The following is a 23,010-nucleotide window of genomic DNA, read 5'->3' on the forward strand; positions in this document are numbered from 1 at the left end:
TTGATTACATATCTGCAGCCAGTTTTTCAGCAAATTCCCGTTCTTCTTTTTGCATTTCCCGGCGTTCCATCTCCATCATGTGCCACTGCAAAATATCCTGGTAGTGGCGAATGTTTTGCACATAAGAAACCGGTTCCCGGCCGCGGGCGAAACCGCGCCTTACGGTGCTGTAGTATTTTTTTTGTTCCAGCAGTGGTAAATGCTCGCGAACGTCTTCCCAACGGTCAGGATTTTTATTGGCGCGTTGGGTCAATACGCGGGCGTCTTCCAGGTGGCCAAAGCCTACATTGTAGGCAGCCAGTGCCATCCAGGTGCGATCTGGCTCGATAATACGCTCGGGCAAACGCTTTTTGGTTTTTAAAAAGTATTGGGTGCCGGCCATTATGCTCTGGCGAGCATCCAGGCGGTTTTTGACACCCATCTCCCGCGCCGTTGGCCAGGTGAGCATCATCAACCCTCGAACGCCGGTGGGAGATTTGGCTTTTCGATTCCAGTGAGACTCTTGATAGGAAATCGCCGCCAGCAATTGCCAATCAGTGCCAAATTCCTGAGCAGCCTCTTTGAACAGAGCCTCGTATTTGGGCAATCGTTGGTTCACCCGGCGCATAAACAGCTGGGAGCCAGCAATGTTAAATTCGTCATTGTGGCCAAAAAAGCGCTCTTTCAGATTATCGAGGGTTCCGTCTTCAGCAATGGTACGCAGGTACTGGTTGGCCGCATCCAACAGGCTGGTGTCATTGCGAAACGGAAACGCCCAGGCTACCGGTTGTTGTTTCGATACTTGGAAGCCAATGCGGGCATTGGGGTAGATAGACTGGTTAACTTCATGGGCCAGTGAGTCAACCACAGCGTACTCCACCTCGCCACTATGCACTTGCTCCATCAAACCCAGGGTGTCAGCAAGCTGTACCTGCTTCCAATTAACATCATCCCGCTTATTAATAATGCCCTGCAGTTGCTCGCTGCTGGCGCTGTTGGCGATGGACACCAAAGTGCTTTCCATTGCCAGATCGTCAAAACTTCTGGGCCGTTTGGTGCCGAGCTTGTACAAAAGCTCCTGGGAGGTACTGTTGTAGGGCTCAGCGAATAAGGCCTGTTTGCGTCGCTGCAGGGTAGAGGCGAGGCCAGAAGCGGCAAAATCTCCATTGGGGCCCCCCAGCGACACCATCAGCCCGTTGAGGTTGTTCACCTGGCTAACTTTGAGCTTTACGTCCAGGTAGTCGGCAAAGCCTTTGGCCAGAAAGTACTCGAAACCGGTATCGCCCTTGGCATTCTCGTAGTAAGTGGTTGGGCCGGGAATGGTGATCATTTTCAGGTAGCCCCGCCGCTGAACCCGTTCCAGGTCATCAATGGTGGAGCTGCCCTGTAAAGTGACCGTGGTGAGGGCCAGAGGAATCATCAGCGCACTGAGCCGGGCTACCCGCAACAGGGCAGCGCCAATGATTCGTCTTGCCTGTGTACTTTTCATCCACTAACCCATGGCCACACTTTGTATCACAGATTAGGCCAAAAATCGCCGCTTGGCCAGCTGCCCAAAGCCCCCAGATTCCGGTACAATTGCCGCCCTCTTTAGTCCCACTCTAAAAACGAGCTCCTACGCATGCTGATCCTTCGTGGCGCCGCGGCATTGTCCGATTTTCGCAGGCAGAAACTTCTCTCCATTGTCACCGAAAAACTCCCGGAAGTTACCTCGGTGTACGCTGACTTTATCCACTTTGCAGAGCTGGATGACCAGCTTTCTGACAGTGAACTGGATACTCTCGATGCGTTGCTGACTTATGGCCCCAAAGCTCGCTCCGAAGAGCCGGAAGGCGAGCTGTTTCTGGTGGTGCCACGGCCCGGCACTATTTCCCCTTGGTCTTCCAAAGCCACGGATATTGCCCACAATGCCGGGCTTAACAAAGTGCTGCGCCTGGAGCGGGGCATAGCCTATTACGTACAAATAGACAGCGATGATATTAACCGTGAGGCAATCGCTAACTTGCTGCATGACCGTATGGTGGAGTCGGTATACAACAGCCTGGAAGCGGGTGAGCAATTGTTCCGCCACGAGCAGCCTAAGCCGATGGAATCGGTGGATGTATTGGGTGGTGGTCGCGCTGCATTGGAACAAGCTAATGTCCAGCTTGGTCTGGCGCTGGCGGAAGATGAAATCGACTATCTGGTCAACAGCTTTGAAGGTTTGCAGCGCAATCCCACAGATGTAGAGCTGATGATGTTCGCCCAGGCGAACTCCGAACACTGCCGTCACAAAATCTTCAACGCCAGTTGGACACTGGATGGCGAGGAGATGCCCTGCAGCCTGTTCAAAATGATCAAAAACACCTATGAACAGGGTGGCCAAGATGTGTTATCGGCCTATGCCGACAATGCCTCAGTGATTACTGGCGCCAAAGCAGGGCGTTTCTACCCGGACCCGGAAACCTGCCAGTACGGCTTTAGCCAGGAAGATATCCATATCCTGATGAAGGTGGAAACTCACAACCACCCAACCGCTATTGCGCCATACCCCGGTGCGGGCACCGGTTCCGGCGGTGAGATTCGCGATGAAGGCGCGGTAGGCCGCGGCTCCAAACCCAAGGTGGGTCTGACCGGCTTTACCGTATCCAACTTGCAGATTCCCGGCCACCAGCAGCCGTGGGAAAACGACTATGGCAAGCCGGAACGCATCGTTACCGCGCTGGATATTATGATCGAAGGCCCCATCGGCGGTGCTGCCTTCAACAACGAATTTGGCCGCCCCAATATCTGCGGTTATTTCCGTACCTTTGAAGAGAACTTTAGCGGCGAGCGTCGCGGCTACCACAAACCCATTATGTTGGCCGGTGGCTACGGTAATATTCGCGCCGAACACGTGGACCAGCACGAATTCGACCCCGGCCATAAACTCATTGTGCTGGGTGGCCCGGCCATGTTGATCGGCCTGGGCGGCGGCGCTGCGTCTTCCATGACCAGCGGTGCTTCCTGCGAAGACCTGGATTTTGCCTCCGTGCAGCGCCAAAACCCGGAAATGGAACGCCGCTGCCAGGAAGTGATCGACCGCTGCTGGCAACTGGGCGACGCCAACCCCATTGCCTTTATTCACGACGTGGGTGCCGGTGGCCTGAGTAACGCCTTCCCGGAATTGGCCAAAGACGGCGGCTGCGGCGCCAATTTTGAACTGCGCAATGTGCCCAACGACGAACCGGGCATGTCGCCGCGGGAAATCTGGTGTAACGAATCTCAGGAACGCTACGTGATGGCGGTGGCGCCGCAGGATTTGGCGCAATTTGAAGCTATCTGTGAACGGGAACGCTGCCCTTACGCGGTGGTGGGCGAAGCCACCGACGAACAACACTTGCGCCTTGGGGACACTCACTTCGACAACAATCCCGTCGACCTGCCCATGGATGTGCTGTTTGGCAAACCGCCAAAAATGCACCGCACCGCAGAAACCCGCAGCTACGATCTGGTGCCGTTCGATACCAGCGATATCGATATTCACGATGCGGTAGAACGGGTGCTGCGCCTGCCCACTGTGGCCAGCAAAAACTTCCTGATTACCATTGGCGACCGCTCGGTAACCGGTATGGTGCACCGCGATCAGATGGTAGGCCCCTGGCAGGTGCCAGTGGCGGACTGTGCGGTAACCACCGCGAGTTACGATTCGAACGCTGGTGAAGCCATGTCCATGGGCGAACGCACCCCGGCGGCACTGTTGGATGGCCCAGCGTCCGGCCGTATGGCTATCGGTGAGGCGATTACCAATATCGCCGCCACCCGAATTGAAAAAATCTCCGACATCAAACTCTCCGCCAACTGGATGTGTGCCGCAGGCCACCCCGGCGAAGACGAAAAACTCTACCGCACCGTGGAAGCGGTGGGCATGGAATTGTGCCCCCAGCTGGGCATTACCATTCCGGTGGGCAAAGACTCCATGTCTATGCGTACTGCCTGGAATGACGGTGAAGACAAAGCTGTGACTGCGCCACTGTCGCTGGTAATTACCGCGTTTGCACCGGTGCCGGATGTTCGCAAAACTGTTACCCCGCAATTGAAAACAGAGGGCGATACAGAACTGCTGTTGATCGACCTGGGCAACGGCAAAAATCGCCTGGGCGCCTCCTGCCTGGCGCAGGTGTACAACCAGATCGGCACTGATACCCCGGACGTGGATAACGCCGAACAACTGAAAGCCTTTTTCGAGCAAATACAAAACCTGCTGGAAGCGGAAAAAATCCTCGCCTACCATGACCGTGGTGACGGCGGCCTGTTTACCACCATCGCCGAAATGGCCTTTGCCGGCCACTGCGGCGTGGACCTGAATATTGTCGGCTTGGGAGCGGATAAACTGGCGGCCTTGTTCAGTGAAGAACTGGGAGCGGTGATTCAAGTGAATACCGCTGACAGTGCGGCAATTCAACAGCAGTTTGCTGACGTCGGAGTTACGGCACACAGCGTCGGCACCCTCAACGACCTGGACCAATTGCGGGTGTTTGAAGGCGACCTGATGCACTACAGCCACCAGCGGGTACACCTGCAACTGGCGTGGAGCGAAACCAGCTACCGTGTGCAGTCGCTGCGCGACAACGCCGATTGCGCCCAGTCTGAATTTGATGCCATTACTGAGGAAGATCCTGGTTTGTCGGTGAACCTGAGTTACGACGCCCAGGACGACATTGTCGCCAAGTTGATTGCGAATACGCCAGAAAACCAGCGCCCTAAAGTAGCTGTGCTGCGGGAGCAGGGCGTTAACGGCCATGTGGAAATGGCCGCTGCTTTTAGTAAAGCAGGCTTTACTGCCGTGGACGTGCATATGAGCGATGTGTTGGCAGGGCGTGTTGATCTGAATGACTTTAAAGGCCTAGTGGCCTGCGGCGGCTTCTCCTACGGTGACGTACTGGGTGCCGGTGAAGGCTGGGCCAAATCTATTCTGTTTAATAACGATGCTCGCGAAGCCTTCCGCCAATTCTTTCAACGTGAAGATACTTTCAGTCTGGGCATCTGCAACGGCTGCCAGATGATGAGCAACCTCAAAGAACTGATTCCCGGCAGCGACCACTGGCCGCACTTTGTACGCAATGAATCAGAGCAATTTGAAGCGCGTTTCTCGCTGGTAAAAGTGCCGGAATCGCCTTCGGTATTATTTAAAGGTATGGCCGGTTCCCATATGCCGGTAGCGGTTGCTCATGGAGAAGGGCGCGCTGAATTTGCCAATACCGAAGCGCGTAATACCTGCGACAACAGCGGTTTGGTGTCCCTGCGTTATATCGATAACCAGTTGAACATGACCGAACGCTACCCGGCCAACCCCAATGGCTCACCAGCGGGTATTACCGGCGTGTGCAGCAGCGATGGCCGAGTCACCATTATGATGCCCCACCCGGAGCGTATCTTCCGCACTGTGACTAACTCCTGGGCGCCAGATGATATGGGTGAAGACTCGCCTTGGATGCGGATGTTCAGGAATGCGCGGGCGTTTGTGGGGTAAGCTTGTTTCATCGTCATGCCCGCGCAGGCGGGCATCCAAAAAAGCCGCTCTCAATTGAGGGCGGTTTTTTATTGTAGGCCGCTTTTGGCTCACAAATTTGATCCAGAGGGCTGGTGGCTCCTGCATAGTGCCTGCCGAGTACGTGAGTGTATATTTGCGTGGTTTTCACGTCGTTATGGCCAAGCAGCTCCTGCACCGTGCGAATGTCTGTACCTGCAGACAGCATATGGGTAGCAAAAGAGTGCCTGAAGGTATGGCAGTTCACTCGTTTCATGGTGATTCCTGCTTGCTCAACAGATCTCTGCAATGCCTTACGAACGACGGATTGGTGTAAATGATGCCGGCAGACTGCGCCAGTTACAGGGTGTTTGCATAAAGAGGTAGATGGAAATAGAAATGCCCAGCCATCATTGCGAAACGCATTGGGGTATTTTTTGCCAAGTGCTTCAGGTAATGAGTATCCAACCCCTCTCTTGTTATCATTTTTCTGTTGCGCGATGGCATCGGCTATTGTGTTTTTAAGGGCATTAATCAAGCTAGGGCTGAGTAATGTTTGGCGGTCTTTTCGTCCTTTGCCGTTGTGAATAGTGATAGAAAGACGATCCAGGTCCACATCCTTTACCCGCAACCGCAAACATTCTGAAACCCGTAAACCACTCCCATAAAGAAGTTCAATAATCAGCTTATGTTTCCCTGATAGTTGGCTGATGATTCTCTTTACCTCCAATGGCGTAAGAACAGTAGGCAATGTTCGTTGCCGGGTAGCCAGAGTAAAACCCAGATCACCCAAGTCAATCTTGAGCACTTTCTGATACATAAAGACAATGGCATTCAAGGCTACTTTTTGTGTGTTTACCGCCACGTTTTGATCCGTAGCAAGCCAGCTTAAAAAGGCTTTTACTTCAACAGCGCCTGCTTCAAGTGGATGGCGCTTATTGATGAAATAGATATACCGCTTAATCCAAGTCAGATACGTCTTCTCTGTACGTATACTGTACCCGCGCAAGCGAATATCACTTCTTACTGACTCCAGAAAGGGGCTTTTCATGGTAATCTCTCCTTGATAATTCTGTATAAATATACAGTATTTTTGTGCCAAATCAATGATCTTGCTCACATGCACAGTATAAAATGCGCACATGCATGCCTTGTCAGAAATAATGTTTAGTAATTACAAGAGGTTACTTCGATAGCTTGGCAAATATCGAGACCCTCGCTATGATTGTTTTCGAGACCCCTCATATGTACTCAAAGGGAATTTGGTATCTTCGCGTAAATTTCTTTTGAATCAGCGAGTTGAAATCAGATAAGAGACAATCTTATTTGGCAAAGCGCGCATGCGCGATATACAAATGTTATGAGTACTAGTATGCGAATCATCGTATTTATATTTGCGATCTTTTCAGCCAGTTGTTTTGCAGACATGGTCTCTCATTGCAAAGCTATGAAATACGAAAAGAACGTAGAGTTAATGTACGAAATCGCATTTGAGGATGAAGCACTAAAGAGCAACATATTTAATATCAAGGCCATTGCTCCTAAAAGTGTACTGGGTAGACCTTTGGAGAACATTAATTTCCAAAGTAATACTGGCGGTATTAATGTACCAATGGCTTACGAAGAAACCAAAAAAGGCATCACAACATCGTTTAGCATTAGCAATTCAGATATTAATCATACCTATATAGTTGCGTACTATGGTTTAAAAGAAAACGGTTGCCCAATACTACTAGGCACAAGGGTTACCAATGCAAAGTAACGTACTCATAACCAGGTTAGGCACCGGACTACGCACTGCGTGCTTCGCTCGGTGCTAACGGCGTTATGTGCTTCAGGAGCTCGGTAGATAGTGAATAATAATGGGCTAGAAAAACGGATTTTCGATCAGTACGGTGGTGTACAGTCAATTTCGAGCGTCCCTGAACCTGCAAAAACAGTTGTAGCAATATATGCCGCCCAAGGTGTAATTGATTATGGTGGATTAGGTTATTTCTTTGAGAGCGACTTCCCATCAGATGATGCCTATAGTGTAATTTGTCAAAGCTACCGAAATATCGGAATGCCAGAGCGTGCAGAAGCTTTAGAGAAAATTTTATCGCTATTTCCAGATTCAAAGCCCCATAAAAATCATGCTAGGCGACAGAAATTTATAGAAAAATATTTCGATTATGGCTCGCTCCATCCTACAGTTCGTTGGGCTGAAGAGGTTTTAGATGGCAGTAATGGTGACGCTTGCAATGAAGCACTTGAGTATTACAAGAAACACACATAACCAGGAAAAGCAGTGGATCGCCGCACTGCGTGCGCCTCACCACTGTTTGCGGCGTTATAAGTAATGGAATATCACCAAATTACAAATCTTGAGGGCTTTCCCAATTTAACAATTGAATCATGGCCTGATGAGCCAAGGGCAGTTCTCAAGGTGTCGGGTAAATATGCTCCGCCGTCCAGAGGGCTTTATAAATTTGTTACAGAAGATGGCGCTGAACACCAGATATATATCCAAGAACAGAATTATGATCGAGTGCCTAGAGTATGGCTCAATGGTGAAGAAGTTTGGGTGGGTAATCGTAATCCACAGCAACCAATAAAAAATTTCTTGGTTTTTTATTTCAAAGAGTTTGGGTTAAAAACTACCGCTGCTTTCTTAGTAATAGCTGCTATCCACGGTCTAATAAATTATGCAAAAAACTTATAACAAGGCCATTAAATTCGTTCCGGCCGCAAAAGGCGCGGCCTCCACCGGATCGCCTACGCGTTGCTTCGGCTCCCGTTTATGGCGGCGTTATGTGTATTAAGTAATGAATCGCACTGAATCAATAAATTGGATTAGAAAAAAATGCGGTGAAGGCTGGGTACCCTTGGTCGAAGATATTTATTCAGATTTACCCAAGGGCACGACTATCACTAGCATTTATCAGAAGTGGGGAGCCTTGATGTTTGACGCGTCACCTTGGAGTGATGAGGTTGAGGAAATCTACAATAGAATTGAATCCGTTTCTTTGCAGACTTGTGAGGTTTGTGGAGCAAAAGGTAAAGAAACCACTATTAGTGGCTGGGTACATACTCGTTGTGAAAATCATGGAATCTAAAACACATAATAAGTTGCCCAAGTTACTCCGCCCTTCGGGCTCTGCGGGACACGCTAAAGCGTGCCCCTTGGCAAGGCGTTATGAGTAAAAATGATTGATAGAAATATTGATAACCTTCTTGGGGAACTCTGTATAAAGTGGGGATTTTGCCTGCCGCCCAAAGAGCATCATCGTATTGCTTCAGCATGCTCATGGGATGCTGAAAGCTTTGCAAGGGATGTCGTAGAAAGTGAGGGCCTAAATCCAGAATATGAAGTTGGGCATGTTCGAAGTATTCGTAACAAATTTATTGAGGTTCTTGGTAGCAATGTCTACAAAAGTGAAAACTCATAACAAGGTGCAGCACAACGCGGCTCCTCCGCTCGGACAGCCTCCGCGTTGCTTCGGCTGCCCGTGTGCACGGCGTTATGAGTACTTGATATGGAGCTAGTAGTCGCTGTAGCGATTTTTGTTCTGATCATCATGCTGGTTTTTGTAGTAATACCTGCCATTCCCGTAATTGGTGGCTTGTTTGATTTTTTGGCTGAAATTGCCAGCGGGCCGCGCTTTCTAACAATGGGTATCGGTTGGGTAATGTCAGAAAATTATCGCCAGGAAATTCGTAGAGAACATAGTAAGCGCGTAAAGGTACTAGCCTGGCTGGAGTATATTTTGGCTGCCTTATGTTTATTTGGCTGGTTTGGACTATTAGGCTGGCTTTCATTCGAGTTGGCATACATTATTTTAAGTGAAGGGAAAGCCAATGCTTAAAACGTCTCATAACAAGCGTATGTTGGTGCCCCTTCGGGGCTGGGACGGCCTTCGCGTCGCTCAGTCCGCGCCAAATACGGGCGTTAAAAGGCGGTAAAGCTAATCGTTTTTTTCACAAGGAAAATGCAGTGATTTCAGCAATCAATTCAAAACGCTATTTTGGCCGGTTGCCAAGTGGTAAAAGCAGTGCGTTTTGTCACTATCTTGCTGCATTCTTTCACGTTCATTGCTCGCCTTTGGGCGCACAAGCTGGCCACTTCGCAAGCTGGGTTGCCATCGTTGGCAATCGTGGTATTGTCGGTTTTAGTGCGTTTGTTCGGTGTGCCATTAGCGGGTTCAGGTTCCGCTTGCGCTCCACAACGCAGTTTCGTTCACGCGCGGCAAGCCGCGCTTTTAACCAGCAAGGGCAGAGCGAGCGCTGCCGCGCCGCCTGCCTTGGGCGTTATGTGTGATTGATATGGCGATAGTTACTCCCTATTCTAGATGCGCGCTTTGTGGTGAACTCCTACTGGAAGATGATTTGGATGTATTTTTCTTTCCCGCCGTAGGATTAAGCATGGATTTCATGGTTGAGTATATTGAATACACCAAATTTGATGATAATGGTGTTCATCAAAAATGTATTCAATCATGGGGTAAAGCTCCCCAGTTCGTAAGATTTTGGAATGAATATGTTAAAACTCTCCAGAACAGTGAAAATATTCAGTTAACACTTACAGATAAGTCCAAGTTGAAATATGTTGCTCCAAATAGAAGTAAAAGCACATAACCAGCATATGTTGGCCGCCCCTTTGGGGCTGGGACGGCCTTCGTGTTGCTCAGTCCGCCCCAAATACGGGCGTTAAAAGGCGGTTAGAAAAAATTTATTCACAAGGAAAATGCAGTGGTTTCAGCAAAGCACACAAATCACCTCTTTGGCTTTCTGCCAATCTCGAATAATGGCACTTTTCACTACTTCCTTGGTGCATTCTTTAGCAATCGTGGTAAGGTCAGTTTCGGTGCGTTTTTCGGGTGTGCCATTGTCAGGTTTAGGTTCCGCCTTCGCTCCACAACGCAGTTTATTTCCCGCGCGGCACGCCGCGCTTTTAACCAGGCTAAGCAGTGGATCGCCGCACTGCGTGCGCCTCACCACTGTTAGCGGCGTTAAATTTCATTAGCTATGAAAGAAGAATACGAGATTGTAGAAAGATTCGATATCACAGGGCGGGGAACAGCTGTTGTGATTGATAAGCTTACAGAGAGAGTTCCGGGAAAAGAGTACAAGGCACAAATCAAAAATTCTGATGGTGCGAGCATCGCAGTATCAGCATTTAAAGAATGGCTTTTGCGTCGCAACTCAGAACCAATTGAAAGAGAGGCATACCTTCTTAAAGGTGTCCAAAAAACGGAAATTGCAGAAAATGCGGTTATTTCATTTCTGTAAACATCAAGAATTTAACAAGGCCAGGCACAATTGCCCGCAAGCGGGCTGGACCTCCGCACTGCGTGCTCCGGCCTTTGCTGGCGGCGTTAAGTTCCAAGGAGAGAATGTGCCAAAGGAAATATTTTTATTTATGGGTGCCGTAATTGGTGCCTTGGCTGCTTACATTACAGCCAAGGCAACAGGGAATAAACAGCTCGAAATCGCAAAGCTGAATGCTCAGAAAGAAATAACCCTTCAAGAAAATATGCTTCATGACGAGAGGATAAAGTCGGAGGTTTCATTAGAACGTGAAAAGCTAGAAAGCCTCCACATCATTCTGTCAAAAATCGCTTTAGAAAATTCTCAGACAATGAGTCACATTCAATCTGACTCAAACACGGAGATTGAGTCTTTTAGAGAAAGGTACCTTGATAACTGCTCTCGATTGCATCAAGCAAGGGCTATCGTTGATATTTATTATCCAGACATGAGCGAATCTGTCAGAGAAATCTATGGCAAAGCGAATGTGTTCTGGGGGCATCAAGAAGCAGTTATTAGAATTAACATAAAAGAGAACCCAAAAGGCTGGAACTCAAATCTATCTGAAGTTTTAAAAGCTGGAGATGAAATAGCAGGCAATGTAAAGCAGCTGCAATACAATATATCCAGTTGTAGTAAAGAACTTAACAAGGTGCTGCACCGGACAAGCCGGTGAGCACGGCGTTAGCAGTCAAGGAAGCCATGTACCAAGAAGGTGAAATTACGATATCCCAATGCGCGAAGTGTGGTAACAAATTTCCAGTTTTCACCTTTGTCGCGGATACCGATATGGTCACAGCCGGCTGTGTTGCTTTAACTGGCTTAAGCAATAGCATTGTTCTGACCATGTGTGAACCCAATGAAGGTATTGAGGCCATTGAGGCTAGGGTGGGCTCAAGTCATAAAGTGGTGCGAGTTACCTACAAAAATACACCAACTAATAACGTAGGTTCATTTCAGGAGTTCCTTAAAAATCATAAGCCAGCCACACCAATTTATACGTGTATATACTGCGGCGGTAACGCTAAGGCTATAAAACATGAAACTAAAGAACAGTTCCTTCGTTACGGCAACATAGAGGTTCTAAATGACTGCTAACAAGGTGCTTAAATTTGCTCCGGGCTTTCAGCCCTCCACCGGACTGTCCAAGCGTCGCTTGGACAGCCCTTTAGCACGACGTTAACTTTTTATCGAGTATGGAAATTTTACCGGAACGTGAGATTGCGGAAATTAGGAGTAAGTACCCAGATATTTCCCAAGAGTATCTGGCCTGGTTGTCTGAGGTCGGGTGGGGAGAGTTGGAAAGTGGGTATATGATTTATTCTAGCCCGATCTATGCATCTGAGATGTTTGGTGAGTTGTGCCCCGAGAATATTAAGAAAGTGCTTATGGTCGGCGATGATATGGCTGGATATTCAGTAGGCTTTGTTTTTAATGACTCTGGATGGAATTTTGTTGGCGTTGATAGCTGCGGGTGGGTAGACGAGATGATTCCTGAGGGATTTAGCGCCTACTTCAAAGTTAACAAGGCCCAGTAGTAAAGCCAGCTTCGCTGGCCGGACAATTTAACGCGGCTGTGCCGCTAAAGGCAAATTGCCGCTATGGGCGGCGTTATGAAGAAAGGTAATTAAACATGGGTGAAATTTTCAAGAATATAAAAACACTTTTCTTCACCTATATGTCTATTGTTTTCCTGCTATTTTTTGCAGTTCTTCAATCTAGCCAAGAGATATACGACACAGCTTTGGAGCAACTTAATGAAATCGAAAGGCTAGTCGCTTCGTACGATGAAAAGGCCATCCAAAACCTAATTAGCATTAAAGCCCCTGATGCAAGTAGAAAAGAAAATGATGAGTATAAAATTCCCAGTTTGAACTTATCAGTTAGCTTTGCATTCAACGTATCGGACTTGGACTTTGCTTCTCTAAAAGGAAAATTTGAGGGACAGGCTCCCGCAGGGTTTGATTTTGGAGCGGGAAATCAAGATCGCCTACCGGATGATTTTACTAAAGTTGATTCAGTGAAAGACTTTATAATAACTCTGCTACCACCTAGAAGCATTGTCGGATATAAACAAGTACATAACGGAACCCTTGCAGATATCATTCTCCCTGTATTTAGCCCCGAGTTTACGTCAGCACGCGTGGAAGCATTTGAGTACAAAAAGAGTACATATAACTCTATTGAAATGATTAACACCAGTGAATATCAAAATCACAAGGTATTTGACCAACTTTTGTTAGTTGAAGAATCCGCATCTAAAGTGTCGACCTGTAATATGAGGCTAGTAAAAACAGCTACAAATGGTCGTTATGCATACTTCTGTAGTATCTCAAACTTTGAACATGAGGGGGTTAGTTATTCTGGAGCAAGAATTTTCATTCCTGCAAAATATAGTACAGTCTTACTTAAGAAGAGTGATCTAATGGAATTGTATGGAATTCCTATAGACCGACGGGTAGCGTTCAAAAATGCTTACAAAGAATTGTTTGATACAACAAAGGCATATTCTTTTCTTGAGTTTGAAAAAATAGAATCCATTATTGAATCTGAAAAATCTAGAAATCCGAGTAAATTATCGATCTTTGGTGCAGAAATTAATATTAGTATTTTGACAAAGTTGATTTTTCCGATTCTCATAATGGTATGCCTATATATTTACTTACACCTAAAGGAAGCTAGGCGAAGAGTTATTAATTCCAATGGGAAATGGAATGATTATGATGTTCCTTGGGTTGGAATATATACTGAAAACATCAATAAAAGCGCTATTTTTACTCAACTAATTATCTTTCCAGTCGCGTTGATGGGGATAATTCACGTTAAGTCATCACTTGATACGACACTAGTTTTGTCATGGGTTTTTTGTATTGGGTTGCTCCTGATCAACTTTTATAATTACCGTGTAATAGTAGATTTACGTGCGACACTTCATAACAATTCAATGCAGCCGACCGCTAAAGCGCCGGCTGATTGAGGCGTTATATGCGGTAGGTGCTGATTATGGCGGAAATTTCTCCTTGGACAATACTGGTTTTTTGGCAGCTAGTTGGTTTGGCTGTATTTGTTCTTTTCTTTTTCCTCACTAAAGATTACATATGGTACGTAAGGGGACTTCTCTTAACGCTAATTCCGCTGGTGTTTATTCCATTTATAGCATTTGGTGCTCATAGTGCTGTGGTTGTTATGCCAGTTGTATGGCTGGCCTTTGAGAAGCCAAGTATCCTTGTATATTATGGCCTGGCTTGGGGGTTTTTATTTTTGTTGTATATGTCATGCACAAAATCAGCAAGAATTAAAAATTTTGAGGTTCGAGAAAAATAAGTGTTTAAAGCATATAACCAGTCAAAGCATACGGACTCCGCTCCGCGTCGCCCGTGTTTGCGGCGTTATGAATTTCTTTAAAACCAAACTAGGGATATGGAAGTGAGCAATGAGCAAAGGGTAAGGGAAATAGAAAAAGAATTTACCACACTGGGACTCATTGATGCTGTCCCTGTAATCATGATTGGATTAGGTTTGCATGCAAAGTTTGGCAAGGACGGCGAACCAATATTTGAGTTTCTTAAAAACGAATCCATCGTGAATGGTATGTTTATAATTGCCGTTCCCGTCGTTTTATGGTGCATGGTTAAAGCAATTAGACTTGCAGTAGAACGCAAGCGCATAGAATCAAGTGCAAACTCATAACAAGCGAGTCAAGTTCACTCCGCCCTTTCGGGACTGCGCGGGACAGCCAAAGCGTTGCTTTGTCTGCCCCTTACCGGGGCGTTAAGTTTCACCATGCCGAAAGATCACGGAATAAAAGCAGATTATTATCTATATGGAATAGAGCTAGGGATTCTTAGCTTCGAGCAAGCTATTACATGGGCAGATCAAGTAATTGAGTTTGAAGCTGAACCAACTGGAGAAATAATTGATCTTGCTCTAAGTCGTCCTAGAGGCAGAAACGGGGTTATGGAAGCGCTAAAAGAAATTGAAGGCAAGCGACAGCCTCAGGTTGCTGGTGCCATGCTACTGAATGATCTTTCCTCACGGTTAGAGCAAGGAGAAAACATCAAGGGTGTTGCCAGCAAAGCTCTCAATGTAGCTTGGGCTACACAGCTTCCAGAAGAAGTGCGTTGGGAATTTGACCACATAGATGATGAAATCTCATTGGTAGAACAGGGAATTTATGGTGATCTTGCGCACTGTGAAACAGAGCTTAGAAATAGTTTAAATAAGTACCGACACAATGCAAAAACTTAACAAGGCCAGGCACAATCGCCCGCAGGCGGGTTGGACTCAGCACTGCGTGCTTCGCCTGTGCTGGCGGCGTTATGCTTTTATATAGATTACACCTATGAATAAAATTCTATTATCAATTTCTGTGACGGCACTAATTTCAGTGCTTACAAGCCTCCATTTTACAAGTGCTTTTTTTCGAGGCGTAATTCAGGAAAAATCTCAGGAAGAGAGATTGCAAGTTGTTGCATTTTCTCAATTTTTGTTTGAGGATTTGGATAGCAATGATATTCAATCATTGCGAAAACGAGTCAATCGGCAAATGACGGCTGCGCTAGCTCACCCTTACCCAGAAAATTCATATAAATACATGTATTCTGATGCCTGCAAAATACATCAATTGGTTTATGAGTACCGCATAGATCATCCAGAGCAGTATAAGGTGGAAAGCCCCGAGGAAATTATATCTCAAAGAAACCTTGAGTATTGGAGCAAGAAGGATTGTGGTGCCTAATATAAGTCTCAACAAGCATAACAAATGTATTTTAATCGCCCCTGCGGGGCTGGGACGGCCTTCGCGTCGCTCAGTCCGCCATAAATACGGGCGTTAACTGCATATGGATAGAAAAGCTCAACTAACTGACCTCAAAAGAGAGCTGGAAAATCTGGTAGCAGTTCTTCGGGAGGATGAAGGCTGCACATGGCTTTCTCACTTTGAGCGTTGTTTAGATAAAACTGACCAACTCATAGAGAGCGGTTTCGAGCAAAACCAATTAAGCGAGCTTTCGGTATCTGTCAGGTCGGTTTACGGTGGCATGGGTAGTTTTAATGACTATGTGCCACCACAAAGTGCATGGGGGACAGACAGGTTCTCTAATAATGTTTGGGAAGCTGCTATGGCTCTAAAAGTAATCGGGGAGTACTAGCAGTTAACAAGCGTATGTTGGTCGCCCCTTCGGGATTGGGACGGCCTTCGCGTCGCTCAGTCCGCCCCAAATACGGGCGTTATATGCCAACGGAAATCGAATGAAAAAAATACTCATAGCACTGGTGCCTCTATTATTAGCTACAGGTGTTTATGCTCAAAATCAAACATACAAAGATGTTCTGGCCGGGAAGGTCTGCAAAGAATCCGATATTCAGCAATTAGACTGCGAGTATAAAGTTGGCAAAGATCTAAATGTTTATATTGCAGGTATTGGTTTGCCGGATACATCAATTACGTTCTATGCGTCAAGTTACGACGGCGACTATTTCGCTAGGGTGGGTGTTTTACATGGCTGCATAATCGTAGTGCCTGGCAAGGCTGCTAGCCGTGGCATTGTTGGCGAACAGGCCTTTATTTCACCAGTAAATGGTAAGGTTTATCAAAATTGGCAATCATGCAAGCAAGGCTATTAAAGGCATATAACCAAGCAAAGCACATGAACGCCGCTCCGCGTCGCCCATGTTTGCGGCGTTATGCATAAAGGAGCAAGTATGGATCTCAACTTTCAATATGCACACCATGCACATTCGGAGTCAGAAACTACAAAAAATGTAGTTAGGAGCCAAGCGGAAAAAGCGTTTGATGATTTTGATTGGGTCGCTGAGGCCAAGAAGGCGGATGAGCTACAAAAGTGCTCGCCTACATTAACCATTCTTACAAATGGTGATAAAGAGCTAATTTGGGTATCTGCATATACCAATGGTAGTACAGTTGGATTTGTCTCTGAGTGCCGTTTTCCGAGTGAGGTCAGCAAATGGTTTGGCCTTTCTAAAAAGCAGGGAACTGTAAGCCTTGACACTGATGGTTTTTCTATAGAACAAGCAAAACGTGCAATCTCCCTTTTTTTAGATCGAAATTTTATTTCTCTAAGGGAAATGTACTAATGCATAACCAGCGTATGTTGGTTGCCCCTTCTGGGCTGGGACGGCTTTCGCGATGCTCAGTCCGCCCCAAATGCGGGCGTTAAGCATCATTGAGAGATACAGTGAAATTTAAATCGCTATTTATATCAGCCTGTATTTGGGTATCAGTAACGTTTGTAGTTGCATTTTTTATAGCAGCGCTCATTGGTGGTCGCGGCGGAGAAATAATATTATTTTTCGGGTTTGTACCTGGGCTTGTCGGGTGGGGTGTTCATATTGGTTTCATAAAATATAAAAAATCTATAGCTACATTTCCCACAGCCCAGCCGCTCCTGTATGGCCTAGTTTCGCTATCTGTAACAAGCCTAATAGTAACGTTAATGGGCAGCCCTAAGCCAATCTATGCTGCGGCAGCGATGATATTTATGTTTGGTTCACTACCTGCCCTTGTTGCAGCATATTTGGCACATTGGGCTTTATTAAAACTTAATTCAGGTGCAAAAAATGCCTAACAAACAGCTCAAGAGGGGCATTTTTTACGTCGCTTCATTTTGTGCTTAAATAGCACAAAACAAACCAACTACAAAAATGCCCCTTAGCTGGGCGTTATAACCCAAGGTAGATCATGCCTCTATTCAAGAAAAAAGATCCAAATCTAGAGCGACTTGAAAATATCCTTGGAAAAATCAAGGAAGCTGAGTCTCCTGATGGATGGGAAAAAGTTACGTCTGCCGCAGTCGGAGGCCTATCTGATCTAGGCTTCTCTAAAAAAGATCCTTATCTTTTGGTGATTTCCAGTCAAGGTCGAGGTGTATTTGATTGTAATACAGGGGTGAAGGTTGCAAGAGATGATGAGTCCTACGGCGAATGGTTTAATGAAAGAGGGTTGGTTTGCGAAGGTATAGGGCCGATTGAGTCCGAGAAAATACATACAGCTGGGCTTCAAGGTGGAGGTCTACCACATAGTAATCAATACGGTGAAAGCATCGAAGTGGTAGCACCAAACTGGCCAGTTTATGATTTATATTTTTGCAAAGAATATAAATCAGCATTAATTGATGGTCACGGCTTATATTGTACAAGAATAGATTCTGAACATCTTAGAGCATATGGTTTCTCTTGGTGTGGTAATTTTTTAGTCTCTGCAATTGGTAGTGACTTCACATTATGGAAAAGATTATAACAGGGTGGTGTTATTTTCCGCTTCGCAGCTGGGACGGCTTCCGCGTTGCTCCAGCCGCCTCAAACCACGGCGTTAAGTTTCTAGGAAGATTATGCTCACGAAATCAGCTCAGATACCTACTGCCAAAAGGTACAGTCTAATAAAACAGTGCTTTGGAGGCGTACTTGAACTACATGGTTTTACCACTGACGGCTCTAAAACATCTGTATTCTGGCGCAAGACTGAAAGCGATATATTCCATTATGTAGTGGCGTGGAAAGCACTACGTAAGCCTAAATACGATATTTTGGCCTTTGCCCACTCTCCACTCTTAGCTGAGGATTTCCTAGAAAAACATCCAGACAATATCGGGTGTCCAATCAATGGCTATTTGCATAGCAAATTTGGGGTTGGTATTCGCAGTGAGCAACTATTTTGTCGCACAGAAGAGGGGTTTGTAAGGAACTTTGAAAAAAAAGGTAAAAGCATGCTTATTGAGCATGCCGTACCATTCCTCAACAGCATACAAACATTGCAAGATTTGGCCCCATTTATTAATGCAGTTGGTGCCACAGAAAAACTTAACAAGTTGCTGTAGTGTGTTCCGGCAACAAAAATCGTTGCCTCCACCGGACAGCCTACACTGCGTTTCGGCTGCCGCTAAGTAAGGCGTTATACATCAATAGAACCTCGGAATAGAAATGGACTTAAAACAAAATCAAAAAGCTTGTTGTAATCACTACAAAGCTGATTTCATTCCTCCAAACCCAGACCAAATGGTAGCAATCTCAGAGGGGGTTCTATCAGGCACACTCGAAATCGAAGGTGTCAGGTATCCTTCCCCAGAGCATATGTCTGGTTGGTGGCTCACAACTGATCTATACAACGGAGATGTTGAAAGCCTTGAAACCGTTCACTTTTCTCACGTAGCTGACGCACGTCCAGAAATAGCTCAATATTTGGCTTTACCTTTTGGCTATCGTTTTGTTTTAGGCGGTGAAAGTGAGCATGTATGGTTCGATAATGAGGTGGCAGAAAGTGTATAACAAGCGCATTATTTTCGGACAGCTTACGCTGCGCTCCAGCTGCCCAATATGCGGGCGTTAGGTTTGTAGGTTGAAATTCAGAAATTAGAGGGAGTTTTTTATGAAGATCAAAATGAAATATGTTGCCTTTTTTGTTTTAAATTTTTTGCCTCCTTTTGCTCTGGCCGGCCCACTCTGTGCGCTGTCACCTGGTGGTTATGCAAATCATGCTGATCAGCCAGCTTCACCTATGGCTGCCGATCAAATGTCGCATACAAACAATGTTTTATGTAGTAGGTTTCCATGTCCTTCTTATCAATTTTTTAAAAACCATACCGCAGGTAATGCTCAAGCTTATCTCGACCAATTTGGTGCTCAAATTCGCTACAATCCTCAATTTATGAACCAAGTGCTTCAATCGTTTGGCCCACAAGCTACTATTGGCATACTTGCCCATGAATTAGGTCATATAATAGATTTTGCGAATAATCCATCACAGCAGTCCCAATACCAGCGAGAGGCTGCCGCAGACGAGTACGCTGGATGCGCATTTGCTTTGGCAGGCGCACCTCCTCAGGCTTTATCTGCACTTCAGCAAACCTTATTTTCTATGGGTTCCAGTCCAGGTTATCCAAACTCTCACCAGCGAGCTGCACTTATTCAATCCGGTTACAATAAATGCCTCAATTAGCATATAAATCTGCTTGCCTGACAAGTTGCTTAAGTAAACTCCGCCAGCCAGGGCTGGCTCCGCGGGACGCCCGCTGCGTGTGCGCCCCTTGGCAAATCGTTAAAAGGCCGGGGTTTTAAAAAGGTTATGAAAAAATCGGCATCGATATTAATTACTTTAATAGGGATTGGTCTGTGTTCTTGGGGTGGTAGTGTAGTGCTCTCCTCTGATTTTGATCTCGCTTCTAAGTGGAGTGCAGAGGGAAGAGACTTAAATGCAGCTTTAATTTTTCTAATTATCGGCATTTGCTGCATATTGTATGGCTTATTTGAAATCTTTATTTCTCGTAGTTCCAAAAGTCAATAAAGTGCTAAATTTTAAACTCTGGCCATTTAACCAAGCAAAACACATGGACACCGCTCTGCGTCGCCCATGTTTGCGGCGTTATGTATAGGGAGAGACGAATATCAAGCGTTTAATTGGTCAACAAATTGCTGCGTTATTAGGTGTTATTGTTGGTGTTTTCATGGCGCCTGAAAAGCCGCTATACCCATTTGCGCCGACAGAGCTTGATTCGATTTTAATTCACTATGGAGAAGTAGAGTATTACTTTTCTATTGGTCTGATCGGATTTCTGATTTCTCTAATAGCAATGAGAATTACTCGTCAGAGTTTGGCTGTAGCTTTTATAGCTACACTGGTCTCGGGTGCAATATATGCGACACTTGAATCGCTTAGATTTGGCATATTTCCACATTATATTGATATGGCCAATATTTTGGCTTTTGTATTGGGCGCTCTTTGCGTCTGTGGTTTTTTCTCCCTTATCACCGAGCTAAGAAAGCATGCAAGCAGTAACAATAAATAACAAGTCAAAGCACATGGACGCCGCTCCAGGTCGCCCATTTTTGCGGCGTTATGCGCTATTGAGATCGAGCAATGAGTGAAGGAATGAATGTAGATGTAATGTCCATACTTATAGAAAAGGACAAGGAAAGTGAGGATTATGTAGATTATTTCTATGCGTCCAATATCTACACAAAAGACCCTCGTGGCAATAGCAGAAATATATGTCTTGGAAACGTGCGTGGTTTGTTCAGAATTACAAAAGTTGATCTTGAAGCACATCTACTATTACCTATTGAGCATGACAGTAAAAACGGCTGTTTTCTTAAGGCATCAAGAAAAGTAATAAAGCAATTTAAGACAAATAATAAGTTTCCAAATAAAACGAGCTTTCAATCTGGATAAATAGCGTAACAAGCGTATGTTAGCCGCTCTTGTGGGGCTGGGATAGTCTTCGCGTCGCTCAGCCCACCCCTAATACTGGCGTTATGTTTACTAGAGCTAATTTGCAATGAATAAAATAATACCTAAGTTACATTTAGTATGTGCACTTGTGGCATGTTCGATTGTCTTTGTGCTTGCTCTGCAATACTGGTACTTCAATATATCTTCTATATCGCTCTTATTTTCTGAAAATATTGAAATAATAGTGAGGTTAATGCTAAGTGTAGTAGGCGTCGTGTTGTTTTTAAAGAGAAACAAATTTTCCCAATGGTTGGGTGCTTTGTTATGCATATATTGGGCTATTGGTTATCTATTCATAATAGAGATGCAATTAGAGAATGATGGTGTTTTTTATCAGTGGAACTGGATCGGCTTTTTAATGTTTGTATCATGTCTTATTGCTGTTTTGACCCTTTCATTTCCCAGCTGTAGAGCCTTATATGCAATAAAAAAATAACAAATGTGTTATGTTTTCCGAAAAAACTCGGCTGAGACTGGCATTACATTGGCGCTACATGCCAGCCCCATACACAAGCGTTAAGTGTCTCCATGCATGATAGAAATTGTTAAAGAAGTTGGGCTATGGGCAGTACTTTTTATCGGTGCAGTAGTACTAATTGCTCGTGGTTCACAACTATTACTCATGGCCATTATCGGCGACGATGGTTTTGATGAGTATATCTGCGCTAAATTATACAGAGACTCAGGCAATATATTTATTCGTGGTCTTGGAATAACTATGGAATACAGCTCAGAATTAATGCTGTCAATTATTAAGATATTTCCGCTTATTGTTGCTGCATTTTCATCCTTAATTTTGCTGTGGGCACTATATGCAATACAAAACACTTAACAAGTCGTTCAAGCACACTCCGGCCACAAAAGGTGTGGCCTCCACGGGACAGTCAACACTACGTTTCGGCTACCCCTTAGCAAGGCGTTAGGAGTATAGAAGAAAAATGGAATTGCTATTCGTCTTGACACTATTGTTCCCAGTGTTTTTGTTGTCTATTCAAATACCTCTGGTTATAAGTTATTTCGTAGTTCTAAAGCGAAACCAGTGGTTTAAATTAAAACAATTCATATTCATATCTGCTCCAATATCTATCCTTTGCGGTTGGGCGGCTATTCACTATTTTGTCAGTCCGCCTACCGCCAGAAGCGCTATTATCACTATCATATTTTTTGGTGTGTTTGGCGCTGTCAGTGGTTTGTTATGGTGGTATCTTTTAGTTAAACGGGGTTCACATAATGTTCACCCCTAATAAGACCAACATGCTGGCGGAGTTTCATATAAAAGTCCCTACGGAGCGAAGGTGCACTTAAATAATTCAAGTCTTCACTGCTACATAATGAAGCATATCGTTGACGAAGGAAAAGCACCTGAAATCGCCACTATGGCTATAGATTTTGGCGTGTCCACAGGCGATATGGTTCAAGCCCTTAAAGCACTTCAGGATTATCACGGAGTCGTTTTACACCCAGTGTCTTCGGAAGTTTGGGTAATGCACCCGTTTTCTACGGCGCCAACCAATTTCTGGATCAAGTCTGACACTGAGAGCTGGTGGGGCAATTGCGCCTGGTGCTCGCTGGGAGCGGCTGCGTTACTTGATCGCGACTTAACGATAACGACAACGTTGGGTAGTGAGTCCAAACAGGTGGTCATTGAAGTAAAGGGCGGTCAAATAACTCAGCAAAACCTGTTTATCCACTTTCCAGTTCCAATGATTAAGGCGTGGGAGAATGTCGCTTACACGTGCAGCACTATGCTTATGTTCGAGTCAGAGTCTGATATTGATGATTGGTGTGAACGTCACGGCATCGCCAAAGGCGATGTTCAACCAATAAACAAAATATGGGAATTTTCCAAGGTGTGGTACGGAAGCCACCTAAACCCTGATTGGGTTAAGTGGTCGGTGGATGAAGCAAAAGAAATATTTGCACAATTTAAACTCGACCATTCAATATGGAATATGCCGTCTGATGCTGGCAGGTTTTAATGCTAGCTGGAGATTGTTCCTGTAAAACGTTCATA

At 45.6% G+C, this 23,010-nt stretch carries 32 protein-coding genes; 30 read left to right on the plus strand and 2 right to left on the minus strand.

Translation table 11 applies throughout. The features are described 5' to 3' along the window. Positions 1-4: 4 nt before the first annotated feature. Positions 5-1,468, minus strand: coding sequence for a membrane-bound lytic murein transglycosylase MltF (gene mltF / locus KFE80_00250; protein ID UTW45402.1), 1,464 nt, complete (start codon positions 1,466-1,468; stop codon positions 5-7). Between the two features lie 132 nt (positions 1,469-1,600). Here mltF and purL point away from each other — a divergent pair, with 132 nt between their 5' ends. Then, positions 1,601-5,470 carry a phosphoribosylformylglycinamidine synthase gene (purL, locus tag KFE80_00255; protein UTW45403.1) on the plus strand — a complete coding sequence of 1,290 codons (3,870 nt, stop codon included), beginning with the start codon at positions 1,601-1,603 and terminating at the stop codon, positions 5,468-5,470. A 13-nt stretch (positions 5,471-5,483) separates the two neighbouring features. Here purL and KFE80_00260 read toward each other — a convergent pair whose 3' ends face one another. Continuing rightward, positions 5,484-6,518 carry an integron integrase gene (locus KFE80_00260; protein UTW45404.1) on the minus strand — a complete coding sequence of 345 codons (1,035 nt, stop codon included), beginning with the start codon at positions 6,516-6,518 and terminating at the stop codon, positions 5,484-5,486. A 321-nt stretch (positions 6,519-6,839) separates the two neighbouring features. On the opposite strand from KFE80_00260, the gene KFE80_00265 reads away from it, so the two are divergent. From KFE80_00265 to KFE80_00405, 29 genes are all read left to right on the plus strand, one after another. Further along, complete coding sequence (locus KFE80_00265; GenBank protein UTW45405.1) at positions 6,840-7,229, plus strand: hypothetical protein; 390 nt, start codon at positions 6,840-6,842, stop codon at positions 7,227-7,229. Between the two features lie 90 nt (positions 7,230-7,319). Continuing rightward, complete coding sequence (locus tag KFE80_00270; GenBank protein UTW45406.1) at positions 7,320-7,742, plus strand: DUF4375 domain-containing protein; 423 nt, start codon at positions 7,320-7,322, stop codon at positions 7,740-7,742. A 63-nt stretch (positions 7,743-7,805) separates the two neighbouring features. Continuing rightward, positions 7,806-8,168, plus strand: coding sequence for a hypothetical protein (locus tag KFE80_00275; protein UTW45407.1), 363 nt, complete (start codon positions 7,806-7,808; stop codon positions 8,166-8,168). A 103-nt stretch (positions 8,169-8,271) separates the two neighbouring features. After that, positions 8,272-8,562 carry a hypothetical protein gene (locus tag KFE80_00280; protein ID UTW45408.1) on the plus strand — a complete coding sequence of 97 codons (291 nt, stop codon included), beginning with the start codon at positions 8,272-8,274 and terminating at the stop codon, positions 8,560-8,562. Positions 8,563-8,652: 90 nt separating this feature from the next. Further along, positions 8,653-8,895, plus strand: a complete 243-nt coding sequence (locus KFE80_00285; protein UTW45409.1) for a hypothetical protein — start codon at positions 8,653-8,655, stop codon at positions 8,893-8,895. An 87-nt stretch (positions 8,896-8,982) separates the two neighbouring features. Then, positions 8,983-9,312 carry a hypothetical protein gene (locus KFE80_00290; GenBank protein ID UTW45410.1) on the plus strand — a complete coding sequence of 110 codons (330 nt, stop codon included), beginning with the start codon at positions 8,983-8,985 and terminating at the stop codon, positions 9,310-9,312. A 128-nt stretch (positions 9,313-9,440) separates the two neighbouring features. Continuing rightward, positions 9,441-9,764 carry a hypothetical protein gene (locus KFE80_00295; protein ID UTW45411.1) on the plus strand — a complete coding sequence of 108 codons (324 nt, stop codon included), beginning with the start codon at positions 9,441-9,443 and terminating at the stop codon, positions 9,762-9,764. Beyond that, positions 9,761-10,081 (plus strand): hypothetical protein, encoded by a 321-nt coding sequence (locus tag KFE80_00300; protein UTW45412.1) that lies wholly within the window; start codon positions 9,761-9,763, stop codon positions 10,079-10,081. Before KFE80_00295 ends, KFE80_00300 begins: the two co-directional genes overlap by 4 nt. 390 nt (positions 10,082-10,471) lie before the next feature. Further along, positions 10,472-10,735 (plus strand): hypothetical protein, encoded by a 264-nt coding sequence (locus KFE80_00305; GenBank protein ID UTW45413.1) that lies wholly within the window; start codon positions 10,472-10,474, stop codon positions 10,733-10,735. 106 nt (positions 10,736-10,841) lie between these two features. Then, a complete protein-coding gene (locus KFE80_00310) occupies positions 10,842-11,429 on the plus strand; it encodes a hypothetical protein (protein UTW46558.1) in 588 nt (195 codons plus the stop codon). Then, positions 11,426-11,851: a hypothetical protein gene (locus KFE80_00315; protein ID UTW45414.1), complete on the plus strand. Its 426-nt coding sequence runs from the start codon at positions 11,426-11,428 to the stop codon at positions 11,849-11,851. Before KFE80_00310 ends, KFE80_00315 begins: the two co-directional genes overlap by 4 nt. 98 nt (positions 11,852-11,949) lie before the next feature. Beyond that, positions 11,950-12,291 (plus strand): hypothetical protein, encoded by a 342-nt coding sequence (locus tag KFE80_00320; protein ID UTW45415.1) that lies wholly within the window; start codon positions 11,950-11,952, stop codon positions 12,289-12,291. A 95-nt stretch (positions 12,292-12,386) separates the two neighbouring features. After that, the gene (locus tag KFE80_00325) at positions 12,387-13,730 is read left to right on the plus strand and encodes a hypothetical protein (GenBank protein UTW45416.1); all 1,344 of its coding nucleotides are present in this window, start codon (positions 12,387-12,389) and stop codon (positions 13,728-13,730) included. A gap of 26 nt (positions 13,731-13,756) precedes the next feature. Beyond that, a complete protein-coding gene (locus KFE80_00330) occupies positions 13,757-14,077 on the plus strand; it encodes a hypothetical protein (protein UTW45417.1) in 321 nt (106 codons plus the stop codon). A gap of 102 nt (positions 14,078-14,179) precedes the next feature. Then, positions 14,180-14,443, plus strand: coding sequence for a hypothetical protein (locus KFE80_00335; protein ID UTW45418.1), 264 nt, complete (start codon positions 14,180-14,182; stop codon positions 14,441-14,443). 93 nt (positions 14,444-14,536) lie between these two features. Continuing rightward, the gene (locus KFE80_00340) at positions 14,537-15,001 is read left to right on the plus strand and encodes a hypothetical protein (GenBank protein ID UTW45419.1); all 465 of its coding nucleotides are present in this window, start codon (positions 14,537-14,539) and stop codon (positions 14,999-15,001) included. A gap of 94 nt (positions 15,002-15,095) precedes the next feature. Next, on the plus strand, positions 15,096-15,491 hold the full coding sequence (locus KFE80_00345) for a hypothetical protein (protein ID UTW45420.1): 396 nt from the start codon (positions 15,096-15,098) through the stop codon (positions 15,489-15,491). A 103-nt stretch (positions 15,492-15,594) separates the two neighbouring features. After that, entirely contained in the window at positions 15,595-15,903 is a 309-nt protein-coding gene (locus KFE80_00350) for a hypothetical protein (GenBank protein UTW45421.1), read from the plus strand. 100 nt (positions 15,904-16,003) lie between these two features. Further along, positions 16,004-16,378 carry a hypothetical protein gene (locus KFE80_00355; GenBank protein ID UTW45422.1) on the plus strand — a complete coding sequence of 125 codons (375 nt, stop codon included), beginning with the start codon at positions 16,004-16,006 and terminating at the stop codon, positions 16,376-16,378. 78 nt (positions 16,379-16,456) lie between these two features. Then, complete coding sequence (locus KFE80_00360) at positions 16,457-16,849, plus strand: hypothetical protein (protein ID UTW45423.1); 393 nt, start codon at positions 16,457-16,459, stop codon at positions 16,847-16,849. Positions 16,850-16,950: 101 nt separating this feature from the next. Beyond that, the gene (locus KFE80_00365; GenBank protein UTW45424.1) at positions 16,951-17,340 is read left to right on the plus strand and encodes a hypothetical protein; all 390 of its coding nucleotides are present in this window, start codon (positions 16,951-16,953) and stop codon (positions 17,338-17,340) included. Positions 17,341-17,453: 113 nt separating this feature from the next. After that, the gene (locus KFE80_00370) at positions 17,454-18,011 is read left to right on the plus strand and encodes a hypothetical protein (protein ID UTW45425.1); all 558 of its coding nucleotides are present in this window, start codon (positions 17,454-17,456) and stop codon (positions 18,009-18,011) included. Between the two features lie 91 nt (positions 18,012-18,102). After that, positions 18,103-18,588, plus strand: coding sequence for a hypothetical protein (locus tag KFE80_00375; protein UTW45426.1), 486 nt, complete (start codon positions 18,103-18,105; stop codon positions 18,586-18,588). 103 nt (positions 18,589-18,691) lie between these two features. Further along, a complete protein-coding gene (locus KFE80_00380; protein UTW45427.1) occupies positions 18,692-19,036 on the plus strand; it encodes a hypothetical protein in 345 nt (114 codons plus the stop codon). 100 nt (positions 19,037-19,136) lie between these two features. Next, a complete protein-coding gene (locus KFE80_00385; protein ID UTW45428.1) occupies positions 19,137-19,706 on the plus strand; it encodes a hypothetical protein in 570 nt (189 codons plus the stop codon). Positions 19,707-20,211: 505 nt separating this feature from the next. After that, entirely contained in the window at positions 20,212-20,553 is a 342-nt protein-coding gene (locus tag KFE80_00390) for a hypothetical protein (GenBank protein ID UTW45429.1), read from the plus strand. Positions 20,554-20,624: 71 nt separating this feature from the next. Next, the gene (locus KFE80_00395; GenBank protein ID UTW45430.1) at positions 20,625-20,936 is read left to right on the plus strand and encodes a hypothetical protein; all 312 of its coding nucleotides are present in this window, start codon (positions 20,625-20,627) and stop codon (positions 20,934-20,936) included. A 592-nt stretch (positions 20,937-21,528) separates the two neighbouring features. Further along, positions 21,529-21,828, plus strand: a complete 300-nt coding sequence (locus tag KFE80_00400; GenBank protein ID UTW45431.1) for a hypothetical protein — start codon at positions 21,529-21,531, stop codon at positions 21,826-21,828. A 499-nt stretch (positions 21,829-22,327) separates the two neighbouring features. Further along, positions 22,328-22,975 (plus strand): alkylmercury lyase family protein, encoded by a 648-nt coding sequence (locus KFE80_00405; GenBank protein UTW45432.1) that lies wholly within the window; start codon positions 22,328-22,330, stop codon positions 22,973-22,975. Positions 22,976-23,010: the final 35 nt, after the last annotated feature.

This window comes from bacterium SCSIO 12696 (genome assembly GCA_024397955.1).
Taxonomy (GTDB): domain Bacteria; phylum Pseudomonadota; class Gammaproteobacteria; order Pseudomonadales; family Porticoccaceae; genus SCSIO-12696.